The following is a 15,048-nucleotide window of genomic DNA, read 5'->3' as shown; positions in this document are numbered from 1 at the left end:
CCATGGCGGAAAAAAAGCTATATCGTGGCAAGCCGGTCAGCTCCGAAGCATTAGATGAGTTACTGGAAAACTGGCCAATCCCTAATGTAGAAGAAGACTTAAGTAAATATTCCGGGCGCTCCACGGCAATGGGCACGCCACTTGAGGAGCTTTATCAGCAAAAAGTACAGCAAACTGCGCCTGAGCCTGAGGAAGAAGAAGTACCAATGCTCACGCTGGAAGAGCTGGAGCAGATCAGACAAGATGCCTTTGAAGAAGGCCTGAAGCAGGGGCACGAACAGGGGTATATTGAAGGCTTTGACAAAGGTGTCAGCGAAGGAAAAGAAGCGGGCTATAAAGAAGGCGTGACACTCGGTAAGGAACAGGGGATTGAAGAGTCTAAACCGTTGATTGAAGAGCGTCTTCAATCGCTGTCTGCGTTACTGGAAGCGACACAAAAGCCGCTGCGACAAATTGACGAGGCCGCCGAAAAGCAACTGTTGCAGCTCGTCAATTTATTGGCAGAGCAAGTCATCTTCGAACAAGTTAAAACCCGCCCCGAGCTTATTCTGCAAGCCTTGAAAAAGGGGCTTGATGCGCTGCCACTGCACGATACACAGATGCGGATTAATCTGCACCCTGAAGATCTGGCGTTAGTGAAAGAAGCCTATGGGGAAGAAACCATTGCCGAGCAGCATTGGCAGCTGGTGCCCGAACCAACGCTTGAGCGTGGTGGGTGTCACATCAGAACGCCGGACTCATCCATTGATTTGAGCCTGAAAAATCGTATTAGCGAAGTATTGGGCAGCTTTTTACAAGACAGTGGTGTAGACCCTTAACACTTTTCATTACTCGGTACCTGCTGGTGGCGGTACCGTCCTTTCTAAAAGTTGGTTAGGTTTTTGCATGAGTGGACTATCTCAATTTTTCACTGATAGCAAATGACAATATCTAGTTCATCAGAGCAGCCACTGGCGGAGCGCCTGCAAAAATTTCAAAAACACATTCAACCCTATGGGGTTGCGGTGGCGGGCAGCCTGACTCGTGTGGTTGGTTTAACCTTGGAGGCAAAGGGCCTCAACGCACCGGTTGGCAGTCAGTGTAAAATAGAAACAATACGTGGCTTTGTGGATGCTGAAGTCATTGGCTTCAATCAGGATACGCTTTACCTGATGCCGAACGATCATATCTCAGGCGTGCTACCCGGTGCCCGGGTTATCCCGCAGATCAAAGAAGCGGGGTTACCTGTGGGTATGAGCCTATTGGGTCGAGTCGTAGATGGTCTTGGCCGTCCCTTGGATGGCTTAGGCACGATTGAGGCCGAAACTCACCTCAAATTTGCACAGTCAGCCATTAACCCATTGGCCAGACGCCCGATCAAAGAGCCGATGGATGTGGGTGTTCGTGCAATTAATTCTATTGTGACCGTCGGCCAGGGGCAGCGGATGGGCTTGTTTGCGGGAAGTGGTGTTGGTAAATCAGTCCTGCTTGGCATGATGACACGCGGTAGTGAAGCGGATGTCATCGTCGTTGGGCTGGTCGGTGAGCGGGGACGAGAAGTTAAAGAGTTCATCGACGAGATCCTGGGAGTTGAAGGGCGGCGTCGCTCCGTGGTGGTCGCGGCACCTGCCGATGCGTCTCCGTTGATGAGGCTGAAAGGGTGTGAAAGTGCCGTCACAATTGCTGAATACTTTCGAGATCAGGGGCTGAATGTACTGTTGTTGCTTGACTCTGTAACTCGCTACGCCATGGCGCAACGTGAAATCGCACTGGCGGTGGGAGAGCCGCCGGCAACGAAAGGTTATCCGCCTTCGGTATTTGCCAAACTGCCTGCGTTGGTTGAACGTGCGGGAAATGGAGGTGAGGGACAGGGCTCCATTACCGCCTTTTTCACCGTACTGAGTGAAGGGGATGACATGCAGGACCCGATCGCGGACTCTGCGCGTGCAATTCTTGATGGTCATATTGTTTTATCTCGTGACCTCGCTGACAGCGGCCACTATCCTGCCATAGATATCGAGAAATCGATTTCCCGGGTGATGCCTCAGGTGGTGTCAGACAGTCATATGCAACAGGCCAGGGTACTCAAGCAGGTGTATTCCATGTATCAGCAGAATAAAGACATGATCACGTTAGGGGCCTATCAGCAGGGGAGTGATCCTATGCTGGATCAGGCCATTAATATGATGCCAAACATTAACGCCTTCTTGCAGCAGGGCATGAAAGATGTTCTGCATTACGATGAGTGTCTGCAAGGCCTGGCACAACTTCTGGGACAAGGCTAATGGCAAACAATAAACTTGATTTACTCTATAAATTGGAAAGTGAAAAAGAAGAAAAGCTACGCCTCAACTTTATCCAGGCGGAGCAAAACTTTCACGCCAACCAGCAAAAGCTCACTGGTCTGAACGAGTTTCGTCTTGAATATAGCCAGCAGCTGCATCAAAAGGCTTTACAGGGCCTGTCCAGTGCCGGGTTTGGCCAATATCACGCTTTTATCAACAAAATAGAAGAAGCTATTCGCCAGCAGGCCAACACAGTTGCAACCGCTAAGCGGGTGGTCGACCAACGCCGCAAGTTATGGCTAGAGCAGCAGGTCAAGGCCAAAGCAATCGCGAAGCTGATTGAGAAAAAAGCGCTGGAACAGCAGCAGAGGCTTGCAAAAGCTGAGCAGAAAATGCTCGATGAGTTTGCGACTAATATTTTTATGCGTCGTAAGCAGGCTTACTAAGGTATATCAAAAATTGCACAATAATGGCGTGTTTTTTGCAGTGTCATTACAGCACATCAATTTAATCCGGTTAGCGGCGTGAAGTTGCCGCATATAAAGGTGAAAGTATGGTCAATGTTTCGCTAGAAGTAGCAATCAATAACGGAGTTTCGGCGAAGGGAAAGGATCAAACGGAACAGTCCGAGGACTCGGGGTTTCTCGCAATGTTAGCTCAGGCAGAGCAAGACAGTAGCGATGAAGCTTCGCAGTCAAATACGGACGAGGCGGGAGAATATATGCCTTTGCCAGGTGGCCTTGACCGCCGGTTGGGGTTGGATGACAGTCAGCTTCCCGCTGGCAAAAAAACGCTGCCGGATGAGCCTTTAAAGCTGGATGATTCAGCCCTCCCGGGCAAGACAGACCCAAAAATGGGGGCCGGTACGGTCGTCACTCCAGGCACTGATGCAGCCACAGATACCAGCAGCAGCCATGCTGATGATTTGCTTTTGCAGATCAAATCATCGAATGCGCAAAGTACTGATTTAGCGCAAAACCTGGCACCGGTTCCTAAAGCACTGAAAGATTATTTGTCTAAAGCTGAACAAGTGACAGGTCCGGATAATACAAAGCCGGTTAATGGTATCGGGCCTGTTTTACCGTCGCCCGCGGAGCAAAATAGCGATGACACAGAGCTGCCTGATGTTTCTGCAAACGCTGAAGCGCAAAGTGGCGTAGTGAAAAAGCCAACTTTGGATGCCAGCCTGTATGGCAGTGGTAAACTTGGTCAAGGTGAAGTGCGGGTAGAAAAGCCGGGAGATCCGATTGTTGCCAAACGAGTTGATAAGGTAGGCCCTGTTATCACGCAGCCGACAGATGAACCTGGATTACAGACTCAAAACAAGCCTGCAGAGGGTGATGTTAAACTGGATCCCATTGCTCAGCTTGCTAAAGGTGAGAGCGCCGATAGCGCAAAACAGGCTGCAGACACAGCAACTGGTAAACAAGGTAACACAGAGGCCGCTGTAAAACTTGCAAATGAAGCTCAGTCAGTAAAGGCCGACACTGAACTGCAGCCTTTACGCGATAACACAACCGCACATAGTCGCGCTGCACACAGCGATGTGAGTGGGTTACAGCCCTCTATTGCCGGGAAGTCTCGACGTCCTGTTGATCAGATTGGTCCCGTCGTTACTGCCCCTCAAGGAGATAAAGAGCGTGTACAGGGTGACGAACAGGTCATAAAATCTCAGCAGCCAGAAAAAAGCAGTGCAACTGTGGCAACGACGACTGAATTGAAGGCGATGGTTGACTCTCTTACTCCTGAGCAAAAGCAAGTACTGGAGACGAACCTTCGCGCGCAATTAAAAAGTGGCGAGCTAAACGATCCTGAGCAGCGCGCTAAGGCACAGCAGGTGTTGCATGAGCTAGGGGCAAAGCCTACAGAGAGTACTGCGAACAAACCACAAGCAGCTATTGAGCCAGGCTCCAAACAGGCAGAGGTAACGGATAAGCCGTCGAAGTCTGCGATTGTCGAAAAGGACGTTAAAGTGTTTAGTGCAACGGACCATGCTGCACCTGATAAAGTCAATAAACAAGCCGCAGCACTAAGCCAGACGGGGGCGAGCAGCGTCGATGCAAAATCTCCGGGTAAAGAAAACGTACAGCAGACAGTGGTAGCAGACACGTTAGAAGGTGAACACCCTGAGTTAGCCCAGCTCAAAAAAGAAGGTGGCCAAGCGGAGCAACAGAATTCACAGCAACGCAGTGCAATGCCTGCGCCTGTTGAAAATATTTTTAAGGCAATTCGTGGCGAGCGTCCCGACGAAGGCATGAAGCACGAGTTTAATGAAGTGCTGGCGCAAGTTGAGCAGGTTAGACAGAGTCAGCAGGTCAATCAGCAAAGTGCTGTTAATCAAAAAGCCATGCAGACAGATCCCGCTATCAGTCAGGCTATTAATATTGCCAGAAATGACGCAGTTAAAGCCTTACAAGAGCGTGTCAATATGATGCTCAATATCAATAACAAGGAAGCCGAGATCCGCTTAGACCCGCCTGAACTGGGCAGTATGCAGATACGTATACGTTCCGAGGGAGAGCAGGCTCAGGTGAACTTTGTTGTGCAAAACCAGCAAGCCAAAGAACAGCTTGAACAGTCCATGCCGAAACTCAGAGAGATGCTGGCCGAGCAGGGGATCCAGCTTGGAGAAAGTAACATTCAGCAAGGTCAGGGCGGTGAGCAACAGCAGCAGGAAGCATCCCAAGGTCATGGAACACTTGCTAATAATGTCAGTGAAGCGCAAAATAACGGCCAACAATCAACAACTAGCAGACGGCAAAGTGATTCAGCAATAGATTACTATGCGTAACAGCTGCTATGATTAAGGTTAGTGTGACTTAAAGAAGCGCGAATATGGCAGAAGAAAGCGATTTAGAAATAGAAGAGACGGGTGGCTCGAAAAAGAAATTAATCATCATCATTGCCGCTGTGGTAGTTGTTTTGGCCGCAGTTGCAGGCTACTTTTTATTTGCAGGGTCCGATGACGCCCCCGAATCGCTGGCCGAAGAAACGACTGAGCAACAGATGCAGGCTAGCCAGCAAAATGCGGCGCAGACGGGCAGTGCATTGTATGTCGCTATGCCTCGACCTTTTGTATTTAACGTACCCGGAGCAAGCCGGGATCGTATCGTACAAATAAAGGTACAACTTCTTGTACGTGGTGACGTCAATGAAGAGGTAGCTAAAAAGCATATTCCTCTGATTGAGGGGACCTTGCTGAGTGTGTTTTCTACCACCACAGCCGACGAACTGAGTACCAGCGCGGGCAAAGAAACACTGCGACTGAGTGCATTAGATAAGGTTCAGGCCGCAATGGAGAGTGTGGAAGGCAGCAAAGTAGTTGAACGCGTATTATTTACCGGTTTTGTAATGCAGTAGGAAGAGTCAGTGAGCGACTTATTATCACAAGACGAAATCGATGCCTTATTGCATGGTGTTGATGAAGTCGAAGAAGAAGAAGTCCCCGATAGTGACGATGGTGGGACGAGTAACGCCCTACAATACGACTTTTCGTCGCAGGACCGAATCGTTCGTGGTCGTATGCCGACCCTCGAAATTGTTAATGAACGATTTGCCCGTCATATGCGGATCAGCTTGTTTAATATGATGCGTCGCACCGCAGAAGTATCCATCAATGGTGTGCAAATGCTCAAGTTTGGTGAGTATATCCACACGCTGTTTGTCCCCACCAGCCTGAACATGGTGCGCTTTCGCCCGCTGAAGGGTACTGGGTTGATCACTATGGAAGCCCGACTGGTATTTATACTGGTAGACAACTTCTTCGGTGGTGATGGGCGCTATCATGCAAAAATTGAAGGACGAGAGTTTACGCCAACAGAGCGGCGGATAGTTCAGATGCTGCTCAAGATAATCTTTGAAGATTACAAAGAAGCCTGGGCACCGGTTATGGATGTGTCGTTTGAGTATCTGGATTCGGAAGTGAACCCCGCGATGGCCAACATAGTGTCACCTACCGAAGTGGTGGTGATCAGCTCATTCCATATCGAGCTTGACGGCGGGGGAGGCGACTTCCATATTTCCTTGCCTTATTCAATGCTTGAACCTATCCGGGAATTACTCGATGCGGGTGTCCAGTCAGACACTGAAGATACGGATCTGCGTTGGAGTAAAGCGCTACGCGACGAAATTATGGACGTCGAAGTTGAACTGTCTACGCAGTTACTTGAGGTAGATCTGTCTCTGGAGCAGATCATGCAGTTAAAAGCGGGAGATATTATCCCCGTTGAAATGCCCGAGCACATCACAGTGTTTGTAGAAGAACTGCCGACTTTCCGGGCTAAAATGGGGCGTTCCCGTGATAATGTGGCGCTGCAGATCAGTGAGAAGATTAAACGCCCAGAGTCTGTTAAATCTGAGCTTCACGTCTTTACCAAGGGTGGTAAGAAGCTGGACTCGGATGCCGAATTGGCGGAATTAGAAGAAGATCTGCACCTGTCTGAAGGTGTGGATTTAGATTGGTGATGAAGAAGTTAATTTAAGGTAGTCAGTGCATGAGCGATGATCAAGATACAATGGACGAATGGGCGGCTGCACTTGCAGAGGCCGAGGAAGCTGACCAGGACGGTGCTGAAGCCGAAGTTGCGGAACTGGAAGAGTTACAGGACAGCGGTGCTAATCTGAGTGCGGATGAAAAGCGCAAACTCGATACGATTTTAGATATCCCGGTCACCATTTCAATGGAGGTGGGGCGCTCTAAAATCAATATTCGTAATTTACTCCAGTTAAATCAGGGATCCGTTGTTGAACTAGACCGGGTTGCCGGTGAACCGCTGGATGTATTGGTTAATGGTACGTTGATTGCGCACGGCGAAGTGGTTGTAGTAAACGATAAGTTCGGTATTCGCCTGACTGACGTGATCAGCCAGGTCGAACGCATTAAAAAGCTTCGCTAGCAGCCTGGGTAATGAGTGTTTTAATGTTCTCCAGTGTGGCTGCGGTGCAGCCACCAAGCGGGCTCAGCGGTGAGTTGTTATCGGTTGGCCTGTCTTTGGCTTTTGTGGTGTTGGCCATTATTGGCTTGGCATTGCTTGTAAAACGCTTCAATCCAAATTTGGGTAATAGCCAGGATTTTAAAGTGATACGAAGCTTACCGTTAGGGAGCAAGGAGCGCCTGTTGGTTATTGAAATTGACGACAAGCAACATTTGCTCGGTGTCACGCCACACAGTATCAATTATTTATATCAGTTAGAGTCGCCACTGGAGGTGACTCCCACAGCGCCTTTTGCCAAAGAACTCAGTCGCTTAATGTCTGGCGCAAATAACAATAAGAAATAAACCTATGATCCGAATTCTCTTCCTCATCAGTGTGTTTTTTTTCGCATCAAATGCCTTTGCTGATGGTATTGAGGCTTTGAGTGTTACAACTAATCCGGATGGCTCTCAGGAATATTCTGTAACCCTGCAAGTCTTGGCCATCATGACAGCATTGAGCTTTATCCCTGCTGCTGTAATTATGATGACCTCGTTTACACGTATCATTGTGGTCTTGGCTATCTTACGTCAGGCAATTGGCTTGCAGCAATCGCCGTCAAATCAGGTATTGGTGGGCATGTCGCTGTTTCTGACCTTTTTTATTATGGCGCCAATATTCAATCAAATTAATGACCGTGCGGTACAGCCCTATTTGAACGAAGAATTGACGTCGATACAGGCATTGCAGCAAGCCAAAGAGCCGATCAAAGCATTTATGCTTTCCCAAACCCGTATCAAGGATTTGGAAACATTCGCTAAGATAGCGGGTTACGATAAGCTGGATAGCCCGGAAGACACGCCGTTTGTGGTCATTATTCCGGCGTTTGTGACCAGTGAACTACAGACCGCTTTTATCATTGGCTTTATGTTTTTTATTCCTTTCCTGATAGTTGATTTGGTGGTTGCCAGTGTCCTGATGGCGATGGGTATGATGATGCTCTCACCCATGATTGTGGCTTTACCCTTTAAGATCATGCTGTTTGTGTTGGTCGATGGTTGGTCTTTGATAATGGGCACGCTGGCGCGAAGTTTTGGCTTAGGGGTGTGACATGGAACCAGAAGTTTTTGTCGACATTCTCAGTGACTCGCTCTTTATTGTTATTAAGCTGGTGACGGCTATTGTACTCCCCGGTCTGATGATAGGGTTGGTGGTTGCGGTTTTCCAGGCCGCAACGTCGATTAACGAACAAACTCTGAGCTTTTTGCCCAGGCTCATCATCACCATTGTGGCACTGATTTTCGGTGGCCACTGGATGGTGCAGGTGCTGATGGACTTCTTCAACCAGTTGGTACTCCAAATCCCTGAAATTGCAGGGTAGTGCAATGGAATACCCCTTAGCAATCATCATACAGTGGCTGAGCGACTACATGTTACCGTTTGTCCGGATCAGCTCCATGATCATGATTATGGCCGGTTTGGGCGCCCAAAGTGTGCCAACTCGTGTGAAGCTTGCTCTGTCGATTGTGGTCACGGTGGCGGTTGTGCCTGCCATCCCCCAGACTCAGTTTACTGACTTATTTTCCTTCGCCATGATATTGGTCGTGACGCATGAAATGATTGTCGGGGTCGCGATTGGTTTCGCCTCGGTACTACTACTGAATACGTTTATTGTGGCGGGTCAAATTTTGGCAATGCAAACCGGGTTGGGTTTTGCGTCTGTGGTTGACCCCGCCAATGGCCTGAGCGTACCCGCCGTAGGTCAATTCTATCTGATCCTGGCGACGTTATTGTTTTTTGTCTTCAATGGTCATCTGATGATGATCAACATGGTGGTCTATAGTTTTCAGACTTGGCCTATCGATGGCAGTTGGTGGGTGGTTGATAACTACTGGCTGATAGTTACCTGGGGTAGCTGGCTGTTTGCTACAGCGCTTGCGCTGTCTTTGGCTCCTTTAACGGCCATGCTACTGATTAACCTGTCATTTGGCATAATGACCCGCGCTGCGCCGCAGATGAATATTTTCTCTGTGGGATTTGCGTTTACTATGGTGTCGGGCTTGTTGATTATCTGGGCAACGATGGGCAACTTTATTATTCAGTACGAGTTTCAGTGGCTGAAAATGACAGAACTAATGTGTAACCTGATCGGTTGCACGGTGTAATCAAGTACCGGGAGCGAAAAGATGGCAGAAGATTCTGGTCAGGAACGCACGGAAGAACCCACAGACAAAAAAATTGCAGATGCCCGTAAGAAAGGGCAAGTGGCCCGCTCAAAAGAGCTGGGGACGACATTCGTGCTTATTTTTTCTGCCGTTTCGTTATTACTGTACGGACCAGACATTGCCAAAGGCCTGTATAACATGATGGGCCGCATGTTTACACTGAATCGCAATGAAACTTACGACACTACTAAAATGTTTTCTGTCTGGGGGGATGCATTTTCCGAGATCGTTTTTCCGCTCAGTATGTTCGTTTTAATCATCATGGTTGCCGGGATCATTGGCAATACATTGCTAGGTGGTTTTAATTTCAGCTGGCAGGCTGCAGCACCTAAGCCGAGCAAAATGTCACCTATGAAAGGCATTAAACGTATGTTTGGGCCTCAGGCAGCTGTAGAGCTGGTTAAGTCAATCCTCAAATTTGTGTTGGTAGCCGGGTTTGCAATCTTACTGATCAAGGTATTCTTCTACGAGATCTTGCATCTGAGTATCGAGCAAATCCCTGGCAGCATTCTGCACTCACTGGAAATTTTGGCCTGGATGTTTCTCGCGCTGAGCTGCACTATGGTCATTATTTCTGCAATCGACGCGCCTTATCAGAGCTACAACCATCACAAACAGCTGAAGATGACGCTTCAGGAAGTAAAAGACGAATATAAGAACTCGGAAGGTGACCCTCAGATCAAAGCCCGTATTCGGCGTACACAGCGCGAGATGTCACAGCGACGGATGATGCAGGAAGTACCTGATGCTGATGTGGTTGTAACCAACCCGACCCACTATTCTGTGGCGCTCAAGTACGACACCGAAAAAGCGGGTGCACCTATGGTTATCGCTAAAGGGGTGGATGAGCTGGCCATGCAGATCCGTAAAATAGCCAAAGGTAATGAAGTCCCGATTGTCGAGTCACCTGTTTTGACGCGATCTCTGTACCATACGACTGAAGTGGGTGATCAAATTCCACAGCAACTCTTCACCGCTGTTGCACAGGTACTGGCTTACGTATTCCAGTTGAAAAAGTTCAACAAAGGGCGGGGTAAGCGGCCTGTCGCCCTTAAAAAAGACCTCCCCATTCCAGACGAACTAAAACACTAAGCTAATTGGTATCAAACTTGCTTTAATGTAACTGCGTCAATAATTTGTGGTTTGTAAGTTATGGATTTTAAAGCGGTTTTACAGCAGATTAATCGAGATAAAAAAGAGTACGCCAAAGGTGTTGGTACCCCAGTGTTGGTATTGGCTGCTTTGGGCATGGTGGTGTTACCTATGCCACCTTTCCTGCTTGATATCTTGTTTTCATTCAATATTGCCCTGGCATTGGTGGTACTGCTCGTTACGGTCTACACCATGAAGCCGCTTGAATTTGGCATGTTTCCTTCAGTATTGCTTATCGCAACAATTTTGCGATTGGCACTTAACGTAGCCAGTACCCGGGTAGTCCTGCTGGAAGGTCATAACGGCGGAGACGCAGCTGGTAAAGTGATCGAAGCGTTTGGCTCCGTTGTAATCGGCGGTAACTACGCGGTTGGTCTGGTGGTCTTCCTGATCCTTATCATCATCAACTTTGTGGTAATCACCAAAGGTGCTGGCCGTATCTCCGAAGTATCAGCCCGTTTTACCCTGGACGCGATGCCCGGTAAACAAATGGCAATTGACGCAGACCTGAATGCCGGCTTTATTTCGGCAGATGAAGCCAGAGCAAGACGTGAAGAAGTAACGCGTGAAGCAGACTTTTACGGTTCAATGGATGGTGCCAGTAAGTTCGTAAAAGGCGATGCGATAGCGGGGATTGTAATCCTGGCGATTAACATCATTGGCGGTCTGTTTGTGGGCATGGTGCAGCATGACCTGAGCTTTGGCAGAGCCATGGAAGTCTATACCTTACTGACGATAGGTGATGGTCTTGTCGCTCAGCTTCCTTCGTTATTGTTGTCAATTGGTACAGCGATTGTTGTAACCCGTCAGAACGAATCACACAACATGGGCGAGCAAATGACCCAGCAGCTGGGCAACGAGAAATCCTTGTCTATCGCAGCAGGGATCCTGATTGTCATGGGATTAGTACCTGGTATGCCTCATGTTGCATTCCTGGGCTTGGGCGCACTCATTGGCTATCTGGCTTATTATTCACACCAGCAAAAACTTAAAGCACAAGAACAGCAAGCCGAGGACTCAAAAGGTGGCGCGGTTGCTGCTCAGCAGCAGGAACAAAAAGAGCTTGGCTGGGATGATGTACAGCCGGTTGATGTGATTGGTCTGGAAGTCGGCTACCGCCTGATCCCCTTGGTTGATCAATCACAGGGGGGCGAGCTGTTGAATCGCATTAAAGGGGTGCGTAAGAAGCTGTCACAGGAGCTTGGCTTCCTTGTGCCTCCAGTACATATCCGTGACAACCTGGAGCTGGACCCGAACGCTTACCGTATTACCTTGATGGGCGTAGGTTCAGGAGACGGCGAACTGAAACATGGTGATGAGCTCGCGATTAACCCGGGTCAGGTGTTTGGTCCAATTAATGGCGTTGCCACTAAAGATCCGGCTTTCGGCCTGGAAGCTGTGTGGATCAAACCTGAACAAAAAGATGAGGCTCATTCTCTGGGCTATACAGTTGTGGATGCAGCCACAGTAGTCGCCACACATATCAGCCAGCTGCTGACTAATAATGCGTCTTTACTGCTGGGCCATGAGGAAGTTCAGAATCTGTTGGATATGCTGGCTAAGAGTCACCCTCGCCTGGTCGAAGGTCTGGTGCCGGATATATTACCACTGACAACCGTAGTAAAAGTGCTACAAAACTTGTTAAACGAAGGGGTCGCAATTCGTGATATGCGCTCTATTGTTCAGACTCTGGTTGAATATGGGCCTCGCAGTCAGGACCCTGATGTATTAACGGCTGCTGTACGTATCTCACTACGCCGACTCATAGTGCAGGATGCGGTTGGCGGGGCTGATGAAATCCCTGTCATAACATTGGCGCCCGAGTTGGAACAGATGTTGCATAAGTCACTTCAGAACGCAGGTGATGAGGGGGCAGGCATAGAGCCAGGCCTTGCAGAGCGGCTTCAAGGTTCATTAAGAGAAGCCCATCAAACGCAAGAAATGCTCGGCGAGCCGTCCATCTTATTAACCTCAGGTATGTTAAGAAGTGTGCTGTCACGATTTGTAAAACACACCATCCCGGGACTCAGAGTCATGTCATATCAGGAAGTACCGGATGAAAGACAAATTAAGATAGTGAGCTCAGTTGGACAGTAGAGGACTAGAAGGGGCTGACCATGAAAATTAAACGTTTTTTTGCAAAAGATATGCGTACCGCTTTGAAAGAAGTGAAAGAAGAGCTTGGTGCGGATGCGGTAATTATGTCAAACAAGAAGCTGGCTGACGGTGTAGAGATCGTTGCCGCAGTTGATAATGACCGCACGCCTGCGCCTCAGCCTCAGGCGGCACCTCAACAGCCAGTAGCGCAAGCTGCCCCTCGTCAGGCTGCGCCTCAGCAAAGCGCGCAGCAAGGCTACAACCAGGCTGCCAGAATGGTCCGTCCACAGCCTCGTCGTGCCGAGCCACAAAAGCAGGCACAAGTTGCAGATAGTCTCGAAGCTTTACTTGAGCGCCAAGCCCCTCGTCCTAAGTCGCCTGAGCTTGCTTCGATGTTTTCTCAATCTGGTATCAACACAGATGATATGTTTCAGCCTCAACAACGCAGCGAAGCCCCGGCTAAGGCTATGCCTCAGGCAGCTCGACAGCCGCGTTATGAGGCTCCAAGTCATAGTTTTGACGCGCGTGAAGAGAGTACCTCCTGGGAGTTTGGTGATGATCTGGAACAAGGGTTTGGTGACGAACCTGCGGTGCAGAAAACAGCCAACGATGACGAAATGTCCTCTATGCGCGATGAAATGAACGCAATCCGCCAGCTACTCGAGTTTCAGCTGTCAGGGCTGATGACTCAGGAAATGGCACGTCGAGATCCAACTCGTGCTTGCCTGGTTGAACGCCTGAAAGGCATGGGGATCGGTGCTGAAGTGGCTGAGCAGATGGCCTGTTTTATTCCGGATGATGTTTCTCGTAAAGAAGCATGGAATGCGCTGCTTAATATGGTCGTCAATCAGATGCATACAACCAACAACGATATCCTGCGTCAGGGTGGTGTGTACGCGATGGTTGGACCAACAGGAGTAGGTAAAACGACTACCGTTGCAAAATTGGCAGCACTGGGCGCCCAAAAATATGGTGCTGACAATGTGGCATTGATCACCACAGATACTTATCGTATTGGTGCTTATGAGCAATTGGCAACCTATGGTCGGATCATCGGCTGTCCTGTCAAGCAAGTAAAAGATGCCAATGAACTTGCTGAGGTTCTTTATCATTTACGCAATAAGCGTCTAATATTAATAGACACGGCAGGAATGAGTCAGCGCGACCTGCGTTTAACCGAGCAGTTAAACACTTTGATGCGCAGCAGCCGTGTTGACATTCGCAGCTACCTGGTATTAAGTGCAACAGCACAAATGCATGTACTGCAAGAGACAGTAAACCACTTCAAAAAAGTCAATTTAAGTGGTTGTATTTTTACAAAACTTGATGAAAGTCTAAGTTTAGGTGAGATTATTAGCATAGCGATTCAAAATCGTCTGCCAATAGGGTATCTTACCAATGGTCAGCGAGTGCCTGAAGACATTCGCGTGGCAAACGCTCAGAAGTTAGTCAAAAAGGCTGAGCAATTGTATTTAAAGAGAACAAAAGCACAACATTCGCGACGTGTACCAGTGGCGTCCCAGACAGTAGGAATGTATGATTAATACAGTTTTAGATCAAGCAAGTGGCCTGCGGAGAATGAACCAAAAAAATAACCACAGTGTAAAAGTAATCGCAGTGACTGGTGGTAAAGGTGGTGTAGGTAAAACCAATGTATCCCTTAACACTGCCATTGCGTTAGGACAGCAGGGTAATCGGGTCTTGGTGCTTGATGCTGACTTAGGTCTGGCCAATTGTGATGTCATGTTGGGTTTAAGGGTAGAGAAAAATTTATCTCATGTATTGTCTGGCGAATGTGAACTAGACGAAATCCTGGTTGAGGGACCTGCTGGCATCCGCATCGTCCCGGCGACATCTGGCTCGCAGAGTATGGTAGAGTTAACACCTGCCGAGCACGCAGGCCTAATTCGTGCATTCAGCGAGCTCAGTAGCGAATTCGACATTTTAATTGTCGATACCGCAGCAGGTATTTCAGATATGGTTTTGAGCTTTTCCCGAGCTGCTCAGGACGTTTTAGTGGTGGTGTGTGATGAACCCACCTCAATCACCGATGCTTATGCGCTGATTAAAGTTTTAAGCCGCGAACATGGTGTATATAAGTTTAAAATTGTGGCCAATATGGTACGCAGTTTAAGAGAAGGGCAAGAACTCTTCGCTAAATTATCCAAAGTCACCGACCGGTTTTTAGATGTTGCTTTAGAACTGGTTGCAACGATACCCTTTGATGAAAATATGCGTAAGTCTTCGCGACGTCAAAAAACCATCGTTGAGCTTTTCCCCAATTCACCTGCTGCCGTGGCATTCAGAGGTCTGGCAAGCAAAGCTGTCAAGTGGCCCATCCCCCATCAACCATCAGGTCATTTGGAATTCTTTATTGAGCAACTGGTAAACGGTTAA

15 protein-coding genes are annotated in these 15,048 nt (G+C 48.6%); all 15 read left to right on the top strand.

What is annotated here, in order from left to right; all coding sequences use genetic code 11:
- Nucleotides 1-2: 2 nt before the first annotated feature.
- The 15 genes from fliH (at nucleotide 3) to ACXAH1_RS06490 (ending at nucleotide 15,048) form a co-directional block, all read left to right on the top strand.
- A complete protein-coding gene (gene fliH / locus ACXAH1_RS06560) occupies nucleotides 3-818 on the top strand; it encodes a flagellar assembly protein FliH (protein WP_138550011.1) in 816 nt (271 codons plus the stop codon).
- 102 nt (nucleotides 819-920) lie between these two features.
- Nucleotides 921-2,264: a flagellar protein export ATPase FliI gene (gene fliI, locus ACXAH1_RS06555; RefSeq protein WP_138546248.1), complete on the top strand. Its 1,344-nt coding sequence runs from the start codon at nucleotides 921-923 to the stop codon at nucleotides 2,262-2,264.
- A complete protein-coding gene (fliJ, locus tag ACXAH1_RS06550; protein ID WP_138546249.1) occupies nucleotides 2,264-2,710 on the top strand; it encodes a flagellar export protein FliJ in 447 nt (148 codons plus the stop codon). Before fliI ends, fliJ begins: the two co-directional genes overlap by 1 nt.
- Nucleotides 2,711-2,817: 107 nt before the next feature.
- On the top strand, nucleotides 2,818-5,055 hold the full coding sequence (locus ACXAH1_RS06545; RefSeq protein ID WP_475194998.1) for a flagellar hook-length control protein FliK: 2,238 nt from the start codon (nucleotides 2,818-2,820) through the stop codon (nucleotides 5,053-5,055).
- 44 nt (nucleotides 5,056-5,099) lie between these two features.
- A complete protein-coding gene (fliL, locus tag ACXAH1_RS06540) occupies nucleotides 5,100-5,624 on the top strand; it encodes a flagellar basal body-associated protein FliL (RefSeq protein ID WP_475194995.1) in 525 nt (174 codons plus the stop codon).
- A 9-nt stretch (nucleotides 5,625-5,633) separates the two neighbouring features.
- Entirely contained in the window at nucleotides 5,634-6,728 is a 1,095-nt protein-coding gene (fliM, locus tag ACXAH1_RS06535; RefSeq protein ID WP_046003911.1) for a flagellar motor switch protein FliM, read from the top strand.
- A 29-nt stretch (nucleotides 6,729-6,757) separates the two neighbouring features.
- Complete coding sequence (fliN, locus tag ACXAH1_RS06530; protein WP_054015623.1) at nucleotides 6,758-7,159, top strand: flagellar motor switch protein FliN; 402 nt, start codon at nucleotides 6,758-6,760, stop codon at nucleotides 7,157-7,159.
- 11 nt (nucleotides 7,160-7,170) lie between these two features.
- A complete protein-coding gene (fliO, locus tag ACXAH1_RS06525) occupies nucleotides 7,171-7,542 on the top strand; it encodes a flagellar biosynthetic protein FliO (protein ID WP_475194991.1) in 372 nt (123 codons plus the stop codon).
- Nucleotides 7,543-7,546: 4 nt separating this feature from the next.
- Entirely contained in the window at nucleotides 7,547-8,287 is a 741-nt protein-coding gene (fliP, locus tag ACXAH1_RS06520) for a flagellar type III secretion system pore protein FliP (RefSeq protein ID WP_253048921.1), read from the top strand.
- A gap of 1 nt (nucleotide 8,288) precedes the next feature.
- Nucleotides 8,289-8,558 carry a flagellar biosynthesis protein FliQ gene (gene fliQ, locus ACXAH1_RS06515; RefSeq protein ID WP_054015626.1) on the top strand — a complete coding sequence of 90 codons (270 nt, stop codon included), beginning with the start codon at nucleotides 8,289-8,291 and terminating at the stop codon, nucleotides 8,556-8,558.
- Nucleotides 8,559-8,562: 4 nt separating this feature from the next.
- Nucleotides 8,563-9,342, top strand: coding sequence for a flagellar biosynthetic protein FliR (gene fliR / locus ACXAH1_RS06510; RefSeq protein WP_253048919.1), 780 nt, complete (start codon nucleotides 8,563-8,565; stop codon nucleotides 9,340-9,342).
- Between the two features lie 21 nt (nucleotides 9,343-9,363).
- Nucleotides 9,364-10,494 (top strand): flagellar biosynthesis protein FlhB, encoded by a 1,131-nt coding sequence (flhB, locus tag ACXAH1_RS06505; protein WP_475194988.1) that lies wholly within the window; start codon nucleotides 9,364-9,366, stop codon nucleotides 10,492-10,494.
- Between the two features lie 60 nt (nucleotides 10,495-10,554).
- Nucleotides 10,555-12,651 (top strand): flagellar biosynthesis protein FlhA, encoded by a 2,097-nt coding sequence (gene flhA / locus ACXAH1_RS06500; protein WP_475194986.1) that lies wholly within the window; start codon nucleotides 10,555-10,557, stop codon nucleotides 12,649-12,651.
- A gap of 20 nt (nucleotides 12,652-12,671) precedes the next feature.
- Nucleotides 12,672-14,195: a flagellar biosynthesis protein FlhF gene (gene flhF, locus ACXAH1_RS06495; RefSeq protein ID WP_475194983.1), complete on the top strand. Its 1,524-nt coding sequence runs from the start codon at nucleotides 12,672-12,674 to the stop codon at nucleotides 14,193-14,195.
- The gene (locus ACXAH1_RS06490) at nucleotides 14,188-15,048 is read left to right on the top strand and encodes a MinD/ParA family protein (protein ID WP_046003902.1); all 861 of its coding nucleotides are present in this window, start codon (nucleotides 14,188-14,190) and stop codon (nucleotides 15,046-15,048) included. Before flhF ends, ACXAH1_RS06490 begins: the two co-directional genes overlap by 8 nt.

The organism is Pseudoalteromonas sp. AWH4_217 (assembly GCF_056161105.1).
This window is presented reverse-complemented; position numbering and strand designations above follow the sequence as displayed.